General features: G+C 67.9%; 16 protein-coding genes and 1 pseudogene. 3 read left to right on the top strand and 14 right to left on the bottom strand.

The features are described from left to right. The 3 genes from ACK3BB_RS22540 to ACK3BB_RS22550 all read right to left on the bottom strand — a co-directional run bounded on the left by ACK3BB_RS22540 (nt 1) and on the right by ACK3BB_RS22550 (nt 2,359). Entirely contained in the window at nt 1-669 is a 669-nt protein-coding gene (locus ACK3BB_RS22540) for an amino acid ABC transporter permease (RefSeq protein WP_428928892.1), read from the bottom strand. Continuing rightward, the gene (locus ACK3BB_RS22545) at nt 666-1,403 is read right to left on the bottom strand and encodes an amino acid ABC transporter ATP-binding protein (RefSeq protein ID WP_428929050.1); all 738 of its coding nucleotides are present in this window, start codon (nt 1,401-1,403) and stop codon (nt 666-668) included. The genes ACK3BB_RS22540 and ACK3BB_RS22545 overlap by 4 nt, the downstream gene beginning before the upstream one ends. Before the next feature lie 122 nt (nt 1,404-1,525). After that, nucleotides 1,526-2,359, bottom strand: a complete 834-nt coding sequence (locus ACK3BB_RS22550) for a transporter substrate-binding domain-containing protein (protein WP_428928893.1) — start codon at nt 2,357-2,359, stop codon at nt 1,526-1,528. Between the two features lie 649 nt (nt 2,360-3,008). Here ACK3BB_RS22550 and ACK3BB_RS22555 point away from each other — a divergent pair. After that, nucleotides 3,009-3,800 carry a molybdate ABC transporter substrate-binding protein gene (locus ACK3BB_RS22555; RefSeq protein WP_428928894.1) on the top strand — a complete coding sequence of 264 codons (792 nt, stop codon included), beginning with the start codon at nt 3,009-3,011 and terminating at the stop codon, nt 3,798-3,800. Between the two features lie 233 nt (nt 3,801-4,033). Here the strand turns inward: ACK3BB_RS22555 and ACK3BB_RS22560 are convergent, their stop codons facing one another. Continuing rightward, a complete protein-coding gene (locus ACK3BB_RS22560) occupies nt 4,034-5,518 on the bottom strand; it encodes an MFS transporter (protein WP_428928895.1) in 1,485 nt (494 codons plus the stop codon). 86 nt (nt 5,519-5,604) lie between these two features. Between ACK3BB_RS22560 and ACK3BB_RS22565 the strand changes: the two are divergent. Next, nucleotides 5,605-6,138 (top strand): annotated as a pseudogene (locus ACK3BB_RS22565) (TetR/AcrR family transcriptional regulator); the annotation flags it as partial. Nucleotides 6,139-6,341: 203 nt separating this feature from the next. Further along, nucleotides 6,342-8,135, top strand: a complete 1,794-nt coding sequence (locus tag ACK3BB_RS22570; RefSeq protein WP_428928896.1) for a gamma-glutamyltransferase family protein — start codon at nt 6,342-6,344, stop codon at nt 8,133-8,135. A gap of 12 nt (nt 8,136-8,147) precedes the next feature. Here the strand turns inward: ACK3BB_RS22570 and ACK3BB_RS22575 are convergent, their stop codons facing one another. From ACK3BB_RS22575 to ACK3BB_RS22620, 10 genes are all read right to left on the bottom strand, one after another. Beyond that, the gene (locus ACK3BB_RS22575) at nt 8,148-9,869 is read right to left on the bottom strand and encodes a hydantoinase B/oxoprolinase family protein (RefSeq protein WP_428928897.1); all 1,722 of its coding nucleotides are present in this window, start codon (nt 9,867-9,869) and stop codon (nt 8,148-8,150) included. Between the two features lie 3 nt (nt 9,870-9,872). Continuing rightward, nucleotides 9,873-11,894, bottom strand: coding sequence for a hydantoinase/oxoprolinase family protein (locus ACK3BB_RS22580; protein WP_428928898.1), 2,022 nt, complete (start codon nt 11,892-11,894; stop codon nt 9,873-9,875). Nucleotides 11,895-11,912: 18 nt separating this feature from the next. Then, on the bottom strand, nt 11,913-12,731 hold the full coding sequence (locus ACK3BB_RS22585; RefSeq protein ID WP_428928899.1) for an ABC transporter ATP-binding protein: 819 nt from the start codon (nt 12,729-12,731) through the stop codon (nt 11,913-11,915). Next, nucleotides 12,728-13,612 carry an ABC transporter ATP-binding protein gene (locus ACK3BB_RS22590; RefSeq protein WP_428928900.1) on the bottom strand — a complete coding sequence of 295 codons (885 nt, stop codon included), beginning with the start codon at nt 13,610-13,612 and terminating at the stop codon, nt 12,728-12,730. Before ACK3BB_RS22590 ends, ACK3BB_RS22585 begins: the two co-directional genes overlap by 4 nt. A 1-nt stretch (nt 13,613) precedes the next feature. Continuing rightward, on the bottom strand, nt 13,614-14,462 hold the full coding sequence (locus ACK3BB_RS22595; RefSeq protein ID WP_428928901.1) for an ABC transporter permease: 849 nt from the start codon (nt 14,460-14,462) through the stop codon (nt 13,614-13,616). After that, complete coding sequence (locus ACK3BB_RS22600; RefSeq protein ID WP_428928902.1) at nt 14,459-15,493, bottom strand: ABC transporter permease; 1,035 nt, start codon at nt 15,491-15,493, stop codon at nt 14,459-14,461. The genes ACK3BB_RS22595 and ACK3BB_RS22600 overlap by 4 nt, the downstream gene beginning before the upstream one ends. 3 nt (nt 15,494-15,496) lie before the next feature. After that, the gene (locus tag ACK3BB_RS22605; protein WP_428928903.1) at nt 15,497-16,270 is read right to left on the bottom strand and encodes an aspartate/glutamate racemase family protein; all 774 of its coding nucleotides are present in this window, start codon (nt 16,268-16,270) and stop codon (nt 15,497-15,499) included. A gap of 61 nt (nt 16,271-16,331) precedes the next feature. Continuing rightward, complete coding sequence (locus ACK3BB_RS22610) at nt 16,332-17,915, bottom strand: ABC transporter substrate-binding protein (RefSeq protein WP_428928904.1); 1,584 nt, start codon at nt 17,913-17,915, stop codon at nt 16,332-16,334. A 43-nt stretch (nt 17,916-17,958) separates the two neighbouring features. Then, the gene (locus ACK3BB_RS22615) at nt 17,959-19,539 is read right to left on the bottom strand and encodes a hydantoinase B/oxoprolinase family protein (protein ID WP_428928905.1); all 1,581 of its coding nucleotides are present in this window, start codon (nt 19,537-19,539) and stop codon (nt 17,959-17,961) included. Next, nucleotides 19,539-20,537, bottom strand: coding sequence for a zinc-binding dehydrogenase (locus ACK3BB_RS22620; RefSeq protein WP_428928906.1), 999 nt, complete (start codon nt 20,535-20,537; stop codon nt 19,539-19,541). Before ACK3BB_RS22620 ends, ACK3BB_RS22615 begins: the two co-directional genes overlap by 1 nt. Between the last annotated feature and the right edge of the window lie 3 nt (nt 20,538-20,540).

The following is a 20,540-nucleotide window of genomic DNA, read 5'->3' on the forward strand; positions in this document are numbered from 1 at the left end:
TCACACCGCCCAGGCAAAGCGTTTTTCAAGCAGGCGCGACAGGATCACGGCCGGCAGGAAAATGGCGAGATAGGCCAGCGCGGCCATGGTCAGAGGCGTGGCCGAGCCCGAGAAACTCTGGGCCGAGGACGACACGGCCAGGATTTCCTTGACCCCGATGACCGATCCCAGCGCGGTCATCTTGGTGATGGCCAGCGCCCGGTTGACCAGCGGCGGGATGCCCATGCGCACGGCCTGCGGCAGGGCGATTTCGAACAACGTGCGGGCAAAGCTCAGCCCGGTGGCCCGGCCGGCTTCCCACTGGCCACGGGGCACCGAGGTCAGCCCGGCCCAGAAGATTTCCTCGGCAAAGGCGGCCAGCACGCCACCCAGAACCAGGATCAGAACCATCGGGCCGGACAGGCTGATACCCAGGCCGGGCAGGCCGAAGTAGAAGATCAGGATGACGACCAGCGGCGGCAGCGCCCGGCCGAGATCGGCAAAGACCACGATCGGCGCGGTCAGGTACCAGCGGCCCAGCGTGCGCAGGCAGGCCAGCGCCAGCCCGACGGCCAGCCCGCCCACGACGATCACGACGCTCAGCCACAGGGTTGTGACGATGCCGGCCAGCAGGTCGGGCAGATAGCGGGCCATGACCGCGCCATCGAAGAATGTATCCAGAAACCTCATGCCGCGCCCTTGTTCAGGCGGGACAGGAACGCCTTGAGCCGGTCGGATTTCGGATTGCCGAAGATCTCTTCGGGCGGGCCGCTTTCGACGACGACCCCGCCGTCCATGAAGACCACCCGGTCGGCGGCCTCGCGGGCGAAATCCATCTCGTGGCTGACGACAACCATGGTCATGCCCTCGTCGCGCAGCTGTTTCATGACCTTCAGCACCGAGCCGACCAGCTCGGGATCAAGCGCCGAGGTCGGTTCGTCGAACAGCATGACCTTGGGATCCAGCGCCAGCGCCCGGGCAATGGCCACGCGCTGCTGCTGCCCGCCCGACAATTCGCCGGGCATGGCATCGGCCTTGTGGGCCAGGCCGACATGTTCCAGCATCTCCATCGCGCGCTCGCGGGCCGTGGCCTTGTCGCGTTTCAGCGCCTTGACCTGGGCCAGCATCACGTTGGCCAGGACCGATTTGTGCGGGTAGAGGTGGAACCCCTGAAAGACCATGCCGATCTTCAGGCGCATCCGGTCCAGCGCCCGGCCCTGGCAGGCGGTGACATGTTCGCCGTCCAGCAGGATCGTGCCCGAGGTCGGTTCCTCCAGCCGGTTGCAGCAGCGCAGCATGGTCGATTTGCCCGAGCCCGACGGGCCGATGACAAAGACCAGTTCGCCGGCCTTCACGCTCAGGTCGATCGACGTCAGGACCCTGGTGTCGCCGAAGCATTTTTCCAGCTTGGTGATTTCCAGCATCGGGCGGGCATGGACCTTGCCTGCCGGGCGGGTCGGGGCGGTGTGCGGGTCTGCGGACATGGCCGGGCTTTCGGATGGGCGGGCGGGACGACAGGCGCCCCGCCCGGTGTTTCGGGATTGGCTCAGAAGTCGCAGGTCACGTCATGGGCCGTGTCGTCATAGCCGTCGAAGCCCGGCGTGCCGTAGCCCGGGGTCGGCGTGACGATCGTCGTGCCTTCGGCCGGGGTCACGCCGAACCATTTCTCCGACAGCGCGGCCATGGTGCCATCGGTCTTGAGGCATTCGAGCACCATGTCGATCTTGTCGCGCGTCTCGGCATCGTCCTTGCGGAAGGGGAAGGCCCAGACCAGGCCGGTGGGGTATTCATAGCTCAGGTCGATGCGCGGGTTCTGCTTGGCCGCCCATGCCGACACGGTGGCCCCGGCCAGGTTGGCATCGGCCCGGCCCGTGGCCACGGCCTCGACGGCATCGGTGTTGGTGCCATAGGCCACGACGTCCCAGCCGTATTCCTCGGCGCGGTCGTTCAGAAAGCTTTCATAGACCGAGCCCTTGTTGACGGCGATGGTCTTGCCCTTGAAGGCGTCCAGCCCTTCCATCGGGTCGGTCCCGGTCGGCACGGTGAAGGCAAAGTTGGTGTCCATGAAGCCTTCGGTGAACAGCAGGTTGGCGGCGCGTTCCTCGGTCACGGTGGTCGGCGCGACCAGGAAATCGTAGGTGCCGGCCTGCAGCGCGGGGATCAGGCCCGAGAATTGCGCCGCGACAACCTCCATGTCGGTGCCGAGCGCCTCGCCGATGGCCGCGGCCAGGTCGATGTTGAAGCCTTCGACCCCGCCCGACAGGCTGGGCATGGCGTGGGGTGCAAAGGTGCCGTCCAGCGCGACCTTGTAACCGTCGGCCAGCGCGGGAAGGGCGGCAACGGCCAGGCCGGCCGACAGGAGGATGTGTTTGGGGATCATGGGAAGCTCCGAGTTGGTGAGGCGTTTCTTGTGGTCTTGGCGGCGTCGGTCGACGCGGTGCGTGCCGTCAGAAAGCCGCCGGCCCCGGGGAGCAGCAATAGAAAGATAGATTATAATACATCTATAATTATAAAGCTTGATTATACATCCAGGCGGCGCCAGTCCGGTGGTTCGTCTTCAGGTCGCGCGATGACAACCAAATAAGCCACTGTTTTTATTATTTTTATCCCACCCCCCTCCCCTGCACACCACTACGGGCCATACACGGCGATCCCCCGCACAGCACCGATGCCCGTCAAACAGGCACTTCGGCCAAATGCCCATTCAAGAGGCAGTTGATCGGGCCACCCGCCGGCCAGGCCCCCTAAGCCCGCCGCCATACGGCCACCGCGAGACTCACCGCAGAATGTCGAAATCACGCGAAATGGCGCATTTTATCCCGATGAAACCACCAAGCTGGCGGTCATTTTTCTGGCACAACGCTGATTTTCCGTCTACTTCTTGATCCCGGTCGATTCCGGACCGCTGTTTTGTGCTGTTACGTGGTGTTTTGTTCTTTCGACTCTACCCGCAGCGGCCGGGATCGATCGTCCGCCCTGCCCCGGCGCCTTGCCGGGCCGATCCTGACGCATTCCCCGGGAGGAACACGATGCGCCTACCCCCCCTGCTGGCCGCCCTGCTTGCCCTGTCCACGACCCCTGCCATGGCCGATGACCTGACACTCTTTGCCGCCGGCAGCCTCAAGGCCGCGCTGACCGATGTCGTGGCGGGCTATGGCGAGGCCACCGGCACGGCGGTTGCCACCCGGTTCGGGCCTTCGGGCCTGATGCGCGAACGGATCGAGAGCGGCGAGACGGCCCATGTCTTCGCCTCGGCCAACATGCGCCACCCGATGACGCTGGAGGCCGCCGGCAAGGGCGGGCCGGTCGTGCTCTTTGCCCGCAACCGGCTCTGCGCGCTGGCCCGGCCCGAGGTCACGGTCACCAGCGAGACCCTGCTGGATGTCATGCTGGACCCCGGCACGCGGCTGGGCACTTCGACACCCAAGGCCGATCCCTCGGGCGATTATGCCTTTGAACTCTTCGGCCTGACCGACCGCGCCGAGGCCCTGGCCGCCAAGGCCCTGCAGCTGACCGGCGGGCCCGACAGCCCGCCCGCCCCCGAGGGGCGCAACACCTATGGCTGGGTGCTGGACAGCGACCAGGCCGACGTGTTCCTGACCTATTGCACCAATGCCGTTCTGGCCCGCAAGGAAGTGCCCGGCCTGCAGATCGTGCAGATCCCCGAGGCGTTGTCGGTCGGGGCCGATTACGGGCTGATCGTGATGGATGACGCGCCCGAGGCAGCGGCAGAGCTGGCTTTGTACATCCTGTCGCCGGCCGGCCAGGCCGTGCTGGCCGAATACGGGTTTGTCGCCGGCGGATTGCCCCAGCCCGATTGATCGCACCCGGCGGCTCCAACCCGGTCCGACATTTGCGGCAGGCTGGCACCCGCCGGCCAAACCCGGCTGGCCGGACCCAGCCGGGGCGACCAACAGGGCGTAAAGCCAGTCGGGACAGACCAACCAGCCCAACCCGGCAGGCCCGACAAGACAGGACCACGCCAACCCGGGCGGCCCAACCGCGCCTGACCACACCAATTCGGGCGGCCCGGCTATCCCGGCCCGCCCGCGTGTCAGCCCCGCCGCCGGTTCATCACCGCAACAAGGCCGGCCGCCATGGCCAGCAGGGCACAGGCCGTGACCAGCACGGCCATGAACGACAGGTCAAAGGCCTGCCCCGCCGCCTCGACCAGCCGGGCCGACGCCTGGCTTGTCATCCGTGCGGCCAGGCTCAGCGCCTGGTCGATGCCCTGCGCGGCCTGGCCCATCTGGCCGGCTTGGGCCGGGATCTCGGGGGCGGTGAAGCTGCGGGTATAGACCGCCGCCAGGATGCTGCCGAAGATCGTCACGCCCAGGGCGCCGCCCAGCTCGTAGGACACTTCCTCGACCGACGCAGCGGTGCCGGCGGTGTCGTCGGTCGCGCTTTGCATGATGGCCGCCGAGGCCGATGTCATGGCCGTGCCGATCCCCGCGCCGATCACGGCCATCGCCGCGATCTGCACCGGCCAGGAATGCAGCCCGGCCATGTAGACCCCCAGCCCCAGGGCGATCAGCCCCAGCCCGGCGATCATGAACCGCGTGCAATCGCCCCGGGCCAGCAACCGCCCGGCCACCGGCCCGGCCACGAAGGAGGCCAGCGGCAGCGGCGCCAGCACCAGCCCGGCCTGCAACGGGCTCAGCCCCATGACCAGCTGGAACCGCTGGGTCATGGCCAGCGACAGCCCGGTCAGCGCAGCCGAGGAAAAGAGCGCGGCCAGCACCGCCCCGCTGAAGGCCGGGTTGGCGAACATGCGCAGGTCCAGCATCGGTTGGCGCGCGCGCAGCTGACCCCGGATGAACAGCGCGATGAAGGCCCCGCCCAGCACAACCCCGCCCAGGGCCAGGGGCAGCGACGGGGCGGGCTTGCCCAGCTCCTTGATGGCCACGGTCACGGCGACCAGCCCGATCATGATCTGCAGCGACCCCAGCAGGCTGAACGGATGACCCGCCCCGCCCGGCCGCGCGGCGATCAGCCGGCGGGCCAGCACGACACCGGCCAGCCCGATCGGCACGTTGACCAGAAAGACCGAGCCCCACCAGAAGAATTCCAGCAGCACGCCGCCCAGCACCGGACCAAAGGCCGCCCCGCCCGAGGCCACGGCCGCCCAGATCCCGATGGCCAGGTTGCGCTCGGCCGGGTCGTCGAACGTGTGGCGCAGGATGGCAAAGGTGGCGGGCATCATCGCCGCCGCCCCGAAGGCCAGCAGCACCCGCCCGGCGATCAGCACTTCGGCCGTGGGCGCCAGCGCGGCCACCAGCGATGCGGCGGTAAAGACCAGCAGCCCGCCCAGGAACATCACCCGGGGGCCGAACCGGTCGCCCAGGGCGCCCGAGGCCGGCAACAGCCCGGCCATGGTCAGGGCATAGGCATTCACGATCCACAGCTTCTCTGACGGCGTGGCCGACAGGTCTGCCGTGATCCGGGGCAGCGCCGTGTAAAGAACCGTCATGTCGATCACGATCAGCAGAAGGGCACTGGAGATCACCGCCAGAACCAGCCACCTGTTGTGCAGGGACATATCGTACTCCAAGAAAACACCGGCCCGCGGATTGCCGGGCCTTGGACCCTCATATAAATACGTCCGTATGGAATGAAAGAGCAAATATGCCGCGACAGAAGACGATCGACCGCGAAAAGCTGCTGGACCTGGCCGAGGACATCGTGCGGGGACAGGGCGCGGCGGCCCTGACGATCGACGCGCTGGCCCGGGCGGCCGGGGTGACCAAGGGCGGCATCCAGTACACCTTTGCCTCGAAGGGCGCCTTGATCGAAGCGTTGTGCGACCGCTGGTTCCAGAGCTACGACACCCTGTTCCAGACCCTCGTGCCGCCCGATCCGACGCCGGCCGATGTGGTCCGGGCCCATGTCGGGGCCACCTTCGTCGAGCCGGACACCTCGCAGGCCAAGGCCGCCAGCCTGATGGCCAACATGCTGCAATCGCCGGAATACATGCGATCGACCCGCGACTGGTACACCGGGCTGATCGGCGCGCTGGATCCCGACAGCCCGGCCGGCCGGCGGGCGCGGCTGGCCTTCCTGGCCACCGAAGGCGCGTTTTTCCTGCGCTATCTCGGCCTGCGCGACATGACCGAACCGGAATGGGCCGGCATCGCCGAGGACATCCGCGGCCTGCTGCTGGCCGATGGTACGGCCGGCGCCCCCGATATGCCCTCCGCCACGCCAGACGGCACGCGCCCCATTGCGCCCGGCGACACGCCCCAGGCTGCGCCAGGCAACACAGGCCCCGCAACGCCCGGCGACGTGCCAGCCGAGACCCCGGACGGCACGCCACCCGACTGGCCCGCCGACTGACCCATCCCCCCTGCCCTTTCGGAGAGACCATGGCCGCCTTCACGACCCGCCCCGAGATCACCGGCACCTTCGGGGTCGCCACATCGACCCATTGGATCGCCTCGGCCGTGGGCTTCGGGCTGCTGGAAAAGGGCGGCAACGCCTTTGACGCGGCGGTGGCCATGGGCTTTGTGCTACAGGTGGTCGAGCCGCATCTCAACGGGCCGGGCGGCGACCTGCCGGCGATCATCCATTCCGCCCGCGAAGACCGCATCCGCGTGCTCTGCGCCCAGGGCCCGGCGCCGGCGGGGGCGACCATCGCCCATTACCGCGACCAGGGCCTGACGCTGATCCCCGGTTCGGGCCTGCTGGCCACGGTCATTCCCGGGGCCTTCGACGGCTGGCTCCTGATGCTGCGCGACTATGGCTCGCTGCCCCTGCGCGACGTGCTGGAACCGGCGATCCACTATGCCCGCCACGGCCATCCGCTGCTGGATCGCGTGTCCGACAGCATCGCCAGCCTGGCCGACCTGTTCCGCCACGAATGGCCCAGCTCGGCCGCCACCTGGATGCCCGGCGGAGCGGTGCCGACCGGCGGCCGGCCGTTCCGCAACCCCGTTCTGGCCGACACCTGGGACCGCATCCTGCGCGAGGCCGAAACCGCCCGGGGCCGCGAGGCCCAGGTCGACCGGGCGCGCGATTGCATCTACCGGGGCTTCGTGGCCGAGACGATTGATGCCTACTTGCGCGAGGCCTGCGTGATGGATGGCGCCGGCGCCCGGCGCAAGGGCGTGCTGACCGGCCAGGACATGGCCGGCTGGCAGGCCCATTGGGAAGACCCGCTGACCCTGGATCACGACCGCTGGACCCTGTGCAAGCCCGGCCCCTGGAGCCAGGGCCCGGTGCTGCTGCAATCGCTGGCCCTGCTGCGCGAGGCCGGCATCGCCGACATGGAACCGGGCAGCGCCGCCTATATCCACACCGTGATCGAGGCGATCAAGCTGACCTATGCCGACCGCGAGGCCTATTACGGCGATCCCGATCATTTCGACATTCCGATGGAGCACCTTCTGTCGCCGGCCTATGCTGCCGACCGCGCGGCGCTGATCACCGACCGGGCTTCGTTCGACCAGCGCCCCGGCCGGGTACCGGGGCTGGACCACCTGGCCCGGGCGGCCATCGACCGGGCGGCGGCCCGGCACGAGGCAGAGGTCGGCAGCGACGGCGGCGAGCCGACCATGGCCCACCTGTCCAACCGGCGTGGCGATACCGTGCACGTGGATGTCATCGACCGCTGGGGCAACATGGTCTCGGCCACACCCTCGGGCGGCTGGCTGCAATCCTCGCCCGTCGTGCCCGGCCTGGGCTTTGCCCTGAACTCGCGTGCCCAGATGTTCTGGCTGGACGAGGGCCTGCCCACCAGCCTGGCCCCCGGCCGGCGGCCGCGCACCACCCTGTCGCCCTCGCTGGCCCTGCGCGACGGCAAGCCCTGGCTGGCCTTCGGCACGCCCGGAGGCGACCAGCAGGACCAGTGGCAGCTGGCCTATTTCCTGCGCCTGGCCCATGGCGGCCAGAACCTGCAGGAAGCCATCGACGCGCCGCTCTATCACTCGATGCATTTCAGCGCGTCGTTCTATCCGCGCCAGGCCAACCCCGGGCGGATGATGATCGAACCGTCCGCCGGCGCCGATGTCATCGCCGACCTGCGCGCCCGGGGCCACGAGATCGAGGTCTCGGAGCCCTGGTCGATCGGCCGGCTCACCGCCGCCGCCCGCGATCCCGACGGGATGCTGCGCGCGGCGGCCACGCCCCGGCTGATGCAGGCCTATGCCGTGGGCCGCTAGGCCCCGAAGGCCCTAGCCTTCGGGCAGCGTCACCTGCGGATGGTGGGCCCGGGCATACTCCCGGGTGATATAGCCGTCTTCCAGGTCGGCCAGCACGGCCGCGGCCGACCGCGCGGCCGGATCGCCATACCCGCCGCCGCCGCCGGTGCGCAGGGTCAGCAGGTCGCCCTTGGGCATCGGGATGCGCGTGGCCTTGGGCCGGCTGCTGTCCACGCTGCCATCGGCCCGGTCGATCCGCACCGCGTTGGCCCGCCCGCCAAGACCGCCTTCCAGACCCCAGGGCCCGTTTTCCGTACGTTCCACCGAGGTGGTCACATAGGTGTCTTCCAGCATGCGGAAGGCGAAATCGACGCCCATGCCCCCGCGCCATTCGCCCGGCCCGCAGCTGTCCGGCACCAGCTCCATCCGCTCGACCAGCCAGGGGTTGCGGCTTTCCCAGACCTCGACGGGCGAGAACCGCGTCGCACTTTCCGAGATATGCAGCATCGTGCCCCCGTCATGGCCCTTCCACGCGCCCTGCCCCACGGGATGCGGCGCGCCGTCGGCCCAGGGCTCTCCGCTCGCCTCGCGCGTGCCCCAATGGACCAGCGAACAGATGCAGCCGCCCGACATGGCCGGCACGATCTCGGGCGAGGCCTGCGACAGCGCCTGGTAGACCGCCTCGATCGCCTGCACGGCCGGCCAGCCGTAGAGGAAGCAGGGCGCCGGGGCCAGCGGGTGGAACATGGTGCCGGGTCTGGTCACCACTTCGATGGCCCGGAAATGGCCTTCGTTCGGGGCCTCGCCCATGCCGGCCAGCATGGAAATGGCCACCCGGCTGGTGGAAATCGTCGAGGGCACCGGGCAGTTGATCGGCCCGGCCTGTTGCGGCGGGGCGGCGGAATAATCCAGCCGCACGGCATCGCCTTCGACCACGACGGTGATGTCAAAGGGCACCTGGCCCGGTTCGACCCCGTTGTCGTCCATCACGCCCGAGCCGACATAGGTGCCATCGGGGATCGCCGCAAAATAGTTCCGCACGACCCGTTCGCCATGGTCGAACATCTGTTCCACAGCCCGCCCGAAATCGGCAACCCCGTGGCGCGCGACCACCTCCAGCAGCGCCCGGACCCCGGTGCGCACGCCGGTGATCTCGGCATTCAGGTCGCCGGCGATCATCTTAGGCACCCGGGAATTGGCGAGGATGATCCGGTAAATCGGATCAACGAGCTTGCCCGCCTCGACGATCTTCACGCCCGGATAGATCGTGCCTTCCTGGAAGACATCGACCGTGTCGGTGCAATAGGGATCCTTGCCCGCGATATCGAGCCAATGGCCCTTGATCGCCGCATAGCCCACCAGCTCGCCTTCGTGAAAGGCCGGCATGACCACGGCCAGGTCCTGCGGATGCGAGCCGGTGCCATAGGGCCAGTTATAGATGATGATGTCGCCTTCGTTGAGGTTCTCGACCCCGCCGATGCCCTTGACGGCCTCGATGACACAGAAGTTCAGCGTGCCCATGAACATCGGCAGGCTCGGCGCCTGGGCCAGCAGACGCACGTCCTTGTCGTAGAGCGCCACGGCGAAATCGAGCACCTCGTAGATCACCGGCGAAAAGGCCGTGCGCACCAGCGCGCGTTTCATCTGGTTGGCCGCCGAGTTCAGCGCATGACGCACGACCTCGGTGGTGATCGGATCGACCGGGTCGGATTGCGTTGTGCGCGACTGGCCGGCCTTGTGCAGGATGGTGTCCATGGCTCAGGTCTCCTTGCGGTCGAGGATCAGCTCGCCGCGCGCGCCCGGACGGATCGTCCAGCCCGCGTCGACATAGAGCGTCGATGTGGTTTCGGTCACGATGCAGGGCCCCGCCACGTCCCCGGCGATGGTGTTGCGCGGGATGATGGCAAAGGGCATGCGCCGGCCCAGGGCAAAGGAATGCGCCTCGACGCTGCCCGGCGTGGCCGGAGCCGGTTCGGGCGCCGGCACGCGGACCTCGCGCGGGGCCAGGGCCTCGGTATAGGTCGCGCGCACGGCCACGGTTTCGACCTGTTCGTCCAGCGTGCCGCCAAAGGTCTTGTCGTATTCGGTCGCAAAGCCCTGCACGATGGCCGCCACGTCGATGGCGATCGCGGTGCCCGACAGGGGCAGATCGACCGACAGCGAATGTTCCTGGCCCTTGTAGCGCAGATCCAGTCGGGCCGAGGGCGTGGCCCGGTCGGGCCGGGCGCCCCGGTCGACCAGCTCTTGCAGCAGGGTGGTCAGCAGGGCCTGTGCCCGGGCCAGCCCGGCATCGTCGAGATCGGTGACCAGCGTGCGCGCCGCCGATTGCACCCGGTCGGCCCCCAGCAGACCCCAGGCCGAGAAATTACCCGCAAAGGGCGGCAGCACGATGCGGTTCATGCCCAGGTCATCGGCCAGCAGGCAGGCCATCAGCGGCCCGGCCCCGCCAAAGGGCAGAAGCGTCATGCCGCGCGGGTCCAACCCCTGTTCGACGGTCACCTCGCGCATGGCCCCGCCCATGGCGGCGGCGGCGATGCGCATGACGCCCGTGGCCACCGTTTCGACATCCTGGCCCAGGGCGTCGGCCACGCTGGCCAGCGCGGAATGCGAGGCGGCGATGTCCAGCGTGATCCCCGAGGCCAGCTCGCCCGGCCCCAGCATGCCCAGGTAAGCCGCCGCATCGGTCAGTGCCGGCTGCGTGCCGCCCTTGCCGTAACAGGCCGGGCCGGGCACGGCGCCCGCCGATTGCGGCCCGACGCGCATCAGCCCGCCGCGATCCACATGGGCCAGCGATCCGCCGCCCGCCCCGATCGAGCGCACGTCGACCCAGGTGGTCTGCACCGGCATGCCGTCGATCACGCCTTCGTACAGAACCTGCGGCTCGCCATCCAGGATCAGCGCCGTATCAAAGCTGGTGCCGCCCACATCCGCCGTGATCAGCGCCTCGATCCCGAGACCGCGCGCGAATTCCGACGCGCCATGCGCCCCGCCGACGGGGCCGGACATGATGGTTTCAAAGGGCCGGTCCTCGGCCTCGGCAAAGGTCATCGACCCGCTGCCCGACCGGGTGATCAGCGCCATGCCGGTAAAGCCCAGGTCCCGCAGGCGGGTTTCGAGCCGGCGCAGGTAGTTCGACATCCGCCCGCGCACGAAGGCGTCGATCACGGTGGTCGAGGTGCGTTCGAATTCGCGGTACTCGCCGGAAATCCGGTGCGAGAGCGAAATGCCACCCTCGAAGCCTTCCTCGCGGATCAGCTTTTCGACCAGCAGTTCATGTTCGGGATTGGCCCAGGCATTGATCAGCGCCACGGCGATGGCATCGACCTCGAACCCCATCAGAGCCCGGATCGCCGCCCGCGTGGCCTCTTCATCGACCGGCGCATGGACAGTCCCATCCGCCATGATCCGGCCCGGGACCTCCAGCCGCCGCCGGCGCGGAACCAGCGCGGGGGGCTGTTCCCAGAAGAGATTGTACATCTCGGCCCGGTCGCCGCGCCGGATCTCAAGCACGTCGCGGAAGCCCTCCGTCGCCAGCAGCCCGACCTCGGCGCCGCGGCGTTCCAGCAGGGCGTTCAGGCCGACGGTCGTGCCGTGCAGGAAATAGGACGCCTCGGCGATGACCTTTTCCGGCACATGGGCCTGAACCGCGTTGATCACCCCTTCCTCGGGGGCATGGGGGACGGTGGGCACCTTGCCCTCGACCGTCTCGCCGGTGGTCTCGTCGTAATAGATGAGATCGGTGAAGGTGCCGCCGATGTCGACGCCGATACGTGTTGCCACTTGGGGAGTTCCTTGTCTTCAGGCCAGCGGTGCGCGGCCGGTTTCCCTGATCGCGTCGCGCATGGCTTCTTCCTCGGTACTGGCCACGGGTACGGCCCCGATCAGCTGGCGCGTGAACTCGGCCCGGGGGGCCGAGAAGATCTGGTCGGCCAGCCCGGTTTCCACCCGGCGGCCCTCGGCAAAGACGCTGATCCGGTCGGCCAGCGCCCGCACTACGGCCAGGTCATGGGTGATGAACACGTAGGTCAGGCCCCGGTCCCGGCGCAGCCGGTCGAGCAGCTTGAGCACCCGCGCCTGCACCAGCACATCGAGCGCCGATGTCGGCTCGTCCAGCACGATCAGGTCGGGCTCGGCCGCCAGGGCCCGGGCAATGGCCACGCGCTGGCGCTGGCCGCCCGACAGGGACGAGGGCGTGCGCCGGGCCATGTCGGGTTCCAGCCCCACCTCGACCAGCAGTTCTTCGACCTTGCGGTTGCGGTGCCGCGCCTCGCCCAGCCCGTGCACATCCATCGGCAGCCGGATCGACTTGCCGATCCGCCGCCGCCCGTTGAGCGAGGACAGCGGGTTCTGCTGGACCAGCTGGATGCGTCGTTTCATGGCCCGGGGGCGGTCCTGGAACAGCGGCTTGCCGTCGAAATGCACCTCGCCATAACTCGAGGCATGGATGCCCAGGATGATGTTGGCCAGCGTCGACTTGCCCGAGCCGCTTTCGCCCACCACGGCATGGCATTCGCCCCGGCGCACATCGAAATCGACATCGTCCAGCGCCTTTACCTGGTGATCGCCGGTCTGGAAGATCTTGCTCAGCCGCGTTGCGCGGAGAAGGACATCGCTCATGCGCTCACCTCGTGGGGTTCGCCGCAGCCCGGATGCACGATCAGCGGATCGCGGAAGGCGTCGGAATGTTCGGGCAGGTCCGGCAGGCCACCGCCCACCAGCCTGGGCGCGGCCGACAGCAGCGCGCGGGTATAGGGATGGCGCGGATCGGCAAACAGCTGGTCGGTGCGCCCGTGCTCGACGATCTTGCCGCGATAGATCACGTAGACCCGGTCGGCGAATTCGCGCACGACCGACAGGTTGTGCGAGATGAACAGCACCGCCGTACCCTTTTCGGTGACCAGGTCATCCATCAGCCGCAGGGTCTGGGCCTGCACGGTCACGTCCAGCGCCGTGCCCGGTTCGTCGGCCAGCAGCAGCTCGGGTTCGTTGACCAGCGCCATGGCGATCATCACCCGCTGGTTCATGCCGCCCGACAGCTGGAACGGATAGCTGTCCAGCGCCCGCGCCGGATCGGGAATATGCACCTCGGCCAGCGCCTTGAGCGCGCGGTCGCGGGCCTCGGCGTCGGGCACCTTGCGCCCGCCGGACCGCAGCACCTCGGTAAAGATCTCACCGATGCGAAAGACCGGGTTCAGGGCCGAGGTCGGATCCTGGAAGATCATCGTCACCCGGTGGCCGCGCTCGGGGGCCATGGCCTCGGGGCGCTTGATCAGGTCGTGGCCGACCACCTCGATCGTGCCGCTGGCCCGGGTGCCACGCTCCTGCTGCAACCGGCCAAGCGCCAGCTGGGCGGTGACCGACTTGCCCGAGCCGCTTTCGCCGACGAGGGCCACCTTTTCCCCGGCATTCACATGCAGCGAGATCCCGTGCAGCACCTGCGCCGTCTGGCGGCCCTTGCGAAAGCCCAGTTCCAGGTCGCGGATTGTCAGGACAGCCATCTTACACCTCTGCATCGAAGGCTTCGCGCAGGCCGTCGCCCAGCAGGTTGAACCCCAGAACCAGGAGCATGATCGCCAGCGCGGGGAAGATCGACAGCCACCAGGCGTCGGGCATGTATTTCGCCCCGTCGGCCACCATCGACCCCAGGTCCGGCGTGGGCGGCTGCACGCCAAGGCCCAGGAAGGACAGCGACGAGACCATCAGCACGACAAAGCCGATATCCAGCGTCAGCTTGGTCAGCACGGCAGGCGCGCAATTGGGCAGGATCTCGCGGAACATGATGTGCAGCGGCGAGGCGCCGATGACCTCGGCGGCCAGCACGTAACCCTCGCGCGCCTCGGACCGGACGACGTTGTAGACCAGCCGGGTGTACCAGGGCCACCACATGACCGTGACGGCCAGCATGGCATTGGTCAGCGTGGCGGGCAGGAAACCCATGATGGCCATGGCCAGCACCAGCGGCGGGATGGCCAGGAAGATGTCGGTCAGGCGCATCAGCACGAATTCGACCCAACCGCCGAGATAGCCGGCCAGCAGCCCCAGGATCACCCCCACGGGCATCGAGATCGACAGCACCAGCACGGCCATCAGCAGCGACAGGCGGAACCCGTAGACGATGCGCGTCAGCAGGTCGCGCCCGATGGTGTCGGTGCCGAACCAATGCGCCGCCGAGGGCGCCTGGTTGATCGCCGTGAAATCGCCGATCGGGCCGACATGCGCCGGATAGGGCGTGATGAAATCGGCAAAGACGGCCAGGGCGATGCAGAACACCACCAGCACGAGGCCCAGGATGGAAATCGGGTTGGACCGGAATTCGGTCCAGGCGACGGACGAGGATTTCGTGCTCATGCCTTTGCCTTTCTCTCGGCCAGCCGGATGCGGGGATTGATGATCGACACGATGACATCGACGATCAGGTTGGTGATCAGGAACATCGCCGCGATGACCAGGACGACGCCGACGATGGCATCCAGGTCCTTGCGCAGGATGACCTCGACGCCGTATCGCGACAGGCCGGGCCAGACAAAGACCCGTTCGACCAGGAAGGCATTGGCCAGCATGGCCGCGAAATCGAGGCCCAAGATGGTCAGTGTCGGGATCAGCGACGGCCAGAAGGCAAACCGGCGCGAGATGCGGTCTTCGCGGAACCCATAGGCCCGGGACATGCCGATGAAGGGCTTGCGGTAGGTCTCGATCATCGACGACCGGGTCAGCCGGGCGGTCTGGCCGATGCCCGACAGGGCAAGGGCCGTGGCCGGCAGGATCAGGTGGTAGAGCGCGTTGAAGAACGTCGAGACCTGGCCGTTGAGCAGGGCGTCGATCGTGTAGAACCCGGTGATCAGGGGCGGCGCGTCGATGCCGTTGGACAGCCGGCCTTCAAGCGGGAAGATCGGCCAGATATAGGCAAATGTCAGCTGCAGGATGACGCCCCAGACAAAGGCCGGCGTACAGACCGCGATGACCGACAACAGCCGGGCGACATGATCGGGCCAGCGCCTCTGGAACCGCGCGGCGAGCCGGCCGAGCGGCAGGCCCAGCAGGATCATCATCGCCCCAGCATAAAGCACCAGTTCCAGCGTGGCCGGGAAATAGGTGGCGATGTCCTGTGTCACGGGCCGCTTGGTGTAAAGCGAGGTGCCCAGGTCACCATGCAGCAGGTCGCGGATGAACCAGCCGTATTGCACGACGATGGGGTCGTTCAGGTGGCGGGCCTCGCGCAGGGCGTCGACCTGGGCCTGGCTGGCGTTCGGCCCCAGGGCGATCCGCGCCGGATCACCCGGCACGATGCGCGCGATGAAGAAGATCAGGGTCGAAACGCCGACCAGCACGAGAACCGAAATGGCCAGCCGGTGCAGAAGAAGTCGAAGGACGGGGTTCATGGTTCAGAACTCCACGCGGTTGCCGATATCGGGCGGGGAAAGGGAAGCGGCCTCGATCTCGGGGCCGGATGGCGCGACCGACCCGCCGATGCGGCCGGGCGTCCAGCCGAAGGCGCGGCTGGCATGGGCCAGCCCCTCGGCCTGGATCAGGGGGGCGCGCACGGCGTCGATCATCGGCACGCCCAGGCGGTCGCCGATCTTCATCGCCGCCTGGTATTCCAGCGTGCAGCCCATCAGGATCGCCTCGGCCCCGTCGTCCTGCACGGCGCGGGTGGCTTCTTCGAGGATGCGCGCCTCGGTCGTGGCGTGATCGGTCAGCAGCTGGTCGGTCAGGATGCCGAGCGGCCGGATCGAGGCCAGCCGGCCTTCGGCGCCGTAACCGCGAATGCGCCGCCGGGAATGGCCCGCGGCCTTGGCCGTGGGCGACAGCACCGAGAACCGGGCCGACAGGGCCCCGGCGATTTCCAGCGCCGAGATGCAGGGCCCGGTGACCAGCATCGGGCCGGACACTTCGCGGGCGGCTTCCAGGGCGGTGTCGTAGAAACAGCCGATGATCATGGCGTCATAGCCCGCGCGCCCGAAATGCAGCGCGGTGCGCACGACCTGCGGGATCGCCATGGCCTCGAAGGCATCGTATTCCAGGTGCGCCGGCACGCTGCCCGGCGCGAAGGAGATCACCGTGCCGGTCAGCCCCGGCCGCCCGGCCGCCTTCAGCGCCTCGGCCATCGGTTCGTCATCCCTGTCGGTGCCGACAGGATTGACCCAGAGTAGTCGCATGGGGATCTCCCGGGTTGGTCGGTTGGCCGCGGGGAACGATGCCCCCCGCGGCGCGAGGGCCTCAGTCGGTGACGCGCATGTCCTTGAACAGCATCGAGAACGCAGAGATCGAATACCGCTTGCTGTCATCCATCAGGTTCGGCACTTCGACCCCGTTGCGGATGCCGTAGACACCGGTGAACTCGTAGGCATAGATCGCTGGCGCCAGGTCGCGCAGACGGCCGTTGAGGTTGCGATAGATCTCGGCCCGCTTCTCGGGGTCGGTCTCGGTCCGGCCGGCTTCGAGATAGCCGTCGACCTCGTCATCGGCCAGGTAGGATGCCGACATCCAGGTATGGGGCACGGTCGAGCTGTACATGTTGTACATCAGCGAATCCGTGTCCGGGGTGCGCGTCGACACCGCGATCTCGATGGCATGGGGCGCGGTGGCCGGCTCGGTGACCTGCTGGGTGATCAGCGCCCAGGGCGTGCGCGTGACCTTCACGTTCATGCCCAGCTGGGTGAACGTCGCCTGCATCAGCAGGGCCAGCCGTTCGCGGGCCGGCACCTCGGCGATCCAGGCCAGGTCGAGTTCGTATTCGTCGGGCGCGTATTGGCAGGCTGCCAGCTCTTCCTTGGCCTTTTCCATGTCCTGCGCGGGCATCGGCCGGTCGAGATCGGCCCCGTAAAGCCCCTGCGGCGTGGCCCCGTTCATCGCGATGCCCTGGGCCATGTCGTCGGTCACGGCCAGCAGCTGCAGCGTGGTCGCGTAATCGTAGGCATAGGTCAGCGCCAGCCGGCAATGCACGTCGTCCAGCGGCGGGCGCTGGGTGTTGAGCATGATGTATTCGCCCGTCCCGCCCGGCTCGGCGGCCAGGTGCACGGTGCCATCGGCTTCCATCGCCTTGAGCACTTCGGGCGGCAGCCACAGCGACGAGATGTCGTGTTCGCCACGCGACATCAGCGCGCGCACGGTCGAGGCTTCCAGCGAATAGCGATAGGTCACCTCGTCGGGCGCCAGGTCATCCATGGCCTGGCCGGTGTAATTGGGATTGGGCACCATGACCGTTTCGATCTGCGGATCATGTTCCTTGATCACGTAGGCGCCCGAACCGGCCGAGGTTTCCGACAGCCAGGCCGAGGCATGGTCGCCGTCGACTTCATGTTCCCTGGCCAGCGTGCTGTCGACGACCGACAGCTGCACCAGCGAGGCGAGGAAGGGCGCAAAGGCTTCGGTCAGGGTGATCTTGACGGTACTGTCGTCGACCGCTTCGATCCCGGCCACCCGGCCTTCGAACAGCGACGACGGCCCCTGCCCCAACGCCATCAGCCGGTCGAAGGAATAGACCACGTCGGCCGCCGTCACCGGATTGCCGCTGGCAAAGGTCGCGCCGTCGCGGATGGTAAAGGTGTAATCCAGCCCATCGATGGTCCAATCGCTGGCCAGCCAGGGCTGCACGCCCGCGCCGCCCTGCTTGGGATAGACAAGCGCCTCGTAGAGGTTCACGCCCAGCACGGTATCGGCATAATCGGTGCCCTTGGCCGGGTCGATCTCGCCGACGGCGGATTCATCCAGCCGCAACGGGCGCTCCTGGGCGGTGACAGGGGCCGCGAGAAGCATCGCGGTCGAGCAGGCAAGGAGGCCGAGCCTCGTCAGGTTCTTCATCTGGTTACTTCCTCTGTTGGTCCGTGAGTGCGGGTCTTCTGGGTCATTGTTCGATAGGTTTGTTGGGGGCGGCATCGCCCCAGCCCCCTCCGTTCGCGGTTTCGATCAGCAGATCGTCGCCCGGGGCCAGGACGACCCCCGATGCGAAGGAGAAGTCCTGTCCCGTGCCATCCTTGCGGCGCACGGAAATCCGGTTCAGCCCGCCCTGGTCGCCGCCATTGGCGCCCCAGACGGGCACGCGCACATGGCTGTAGCCGGCGGCCAGCGTGGCGGTGCCGCGCGGGCGATAGCAGGTCGACATGCCCATGCCGCCCTTGTGCAGGCCCTGGCCCGCGTCGCTGTCCGACAGCCGACGCCAGCCGACATCGATGCCATAGCGGGCCTCGCAGATCTCGACCGGGCAGTTGAACGTGTCGCCGTGATTGGTCGAATACATGGCATGCAGCCCGTCGCGCTCGGCCGTCGCCCCCCAGCCGCCCATCTGCGGTTCGACCATCGTGTAGCGCCGCCCGGTGTCGGGATGGACCCCGGCGATGACCGTCCCGCAGATCGAGGCGAAATGCCCGGCGGGCAGGCGGTCGGGCATGACCCGGGCCATGGTCTGCCACAGCATGTCCGACAGGCGGATGCGGGTTTCGGAATAATAGCCGTGCGGGGCGGGGGCCGTGGCCTCGAAGATCGTGCCGGGCCTGGTGATGACCCGAAGCGGCCGGAACGACCCGGCATTGGCGTAAAGCTCGGGGTCGGTCAGCACCTTGAAGATCAGCTGGCAGGCGATCAGCGTGCCATCGCGCGAGGTGTTGAACGGCCCGGGCTTCTGGGCCGGGGCCTCGGTCAGGTCGATGACGAAGGCCTCGTCGGTGATCTCGATCACCGCATGCCAGGTCTCGCCCTCGTCCTGTTCCTGGGCCACCGGATAGCGCCCCCGGGGCAGAGTGGCGAGGCCCGTGCGCGCCCGCTGCTCGCCCTCGGCAAAGGCCGCGGCAATGGCGGCCCGGAAGGTATCGGTGCCATGGGTCGCGGCCATCTCGGCAATGGGCTTTGCCGCCCGCCGCCCGGCCGAGATCTGGGCCCAGAGGTCACCCATGCAGAAATCCGGCAGGCGGGAATTGGTGGCGATGATGTCGAACACGGCGTCGATCTTGCGCCCGGCATCAAAGAGCCGGATGCAGGGCAGGCGCAGGCCCTCCTGAAAGATCTCGACCGCATCGGCGGGCATCGACCCGGGCGTCATGCCGCCCACGTCGTTCCAATGGGCGATCGAGGCCGTCCAGGCCAGCAACTCGCCCTTCACGAAGACCGGCTGCGCCACCACCACGTCGTTCAGATGGGTGACCCCGCCCCAGTAGGGATCGTTGGTCACAAAGACATCACCGTCCTGCACGCTGTCCCCGTGCAAGTCGACGATCCGCTTCACCGCCTTGTCCAGCACGCCGACAAAGCCCGGGATACCCGCGCCCGAGGACACGATTTCTCCGGCCGCATCGGTGATGCCGGTGCCCACGTCGAGCACCTCGTAGATGATCGGGCTCATGGCGGTCTTTTTCAGCACGGCGAACATCTCGTCCGCCGCAGCCGTCAGACCGGCCTGGATGACCGCGCGTGTGAAGGGATCGTCGGTCATCAGAGCCCCGTCTCGATCACGACCTTGCCGTGGCTGGTTCGCGGCTGGCTGAGGTAATCCCAGGCCTTGATGTAGTCTTCCATCGGATAGACCCGGTCGACATTGGGCGTGAGGTCGCCGCCGGCCAGCGCCGCCTTCACGTAATCGATGCCCCTGGGCAGCAGCACCGGGTCCTGCACGTAGTTGAAGACCGAATAGGCCTGGAACACCGCGTTGGCCTGGAAGAGATCGGTGAACGGCAGCTCGGGCCGTTCGCCATCGAGCGAGCCGTAGTAATAGACCCGCGCATCCCGGGCCAGGCCCGGCCCGTATTGCCCGATCAGCCCGGCGCCCACGGGATCGAAGACCAGGTTCACGCCCCGGCCCCCGGTGATCTCTGCGATCCGCGCGGCCACGTCGTCCTGGCCGGTGACAATGACATGGTCGGCGCCCCGGGCGCGCATGTACTCGGCATGGGCGGGCGACCGGGTGGTGCCGATCATCGTTACCCCCCGGGCCTTGCCGATTTCCAGCATGGCGCTGCCGGCCGTCGAGGTGCCGGCCGTGACCAGCGCAAAATCCCCCGCGCCAAGCGGCGTGATTTCCGAGATCGGGAAATAGGCGGTCAGGTATTGCATCCAGACCGACGCCGCCTCGACCGGGCTCAGCCCCTCGGGCGCCTTGGTCACATAGGCCGGGTCCATCACCAGGCTCTCGGTGCTGGCGCCCTTGTCGTAGTAGAAATAGGGCAGCGTGCAGACCCGGTCACCGACCGTATAGCCCGCGACATCCGCGCCCATGGCGTCGATCACGCCGCAGGCCTCGATGCCCACGCGGGCCGGGAACCCGGGGAAGGAGAACGAATACTTGTCCTCCATCAGGTTCATGTCGCCCCAGTTCAGGGCAAAGGCCTCGATGGCGATGCGGATCTCGCCCGGCCCCGGCTCTTGTGCGGGCACGGTGTCAAGCGAGAGGCTCTTGTAGCCGCTGTAATCGTGGATCTGCCAGGCGCGGGGCATGTC

It is taken from the genome of Marinibacterium sp. SX1 (assembly GCF_050389775.1).
Lineage (GTDB): Bacteria > Pseudomonadota > Alphaproteobacteria > Rhodobacterales > Rhodobacteraceae > Marinibacterium.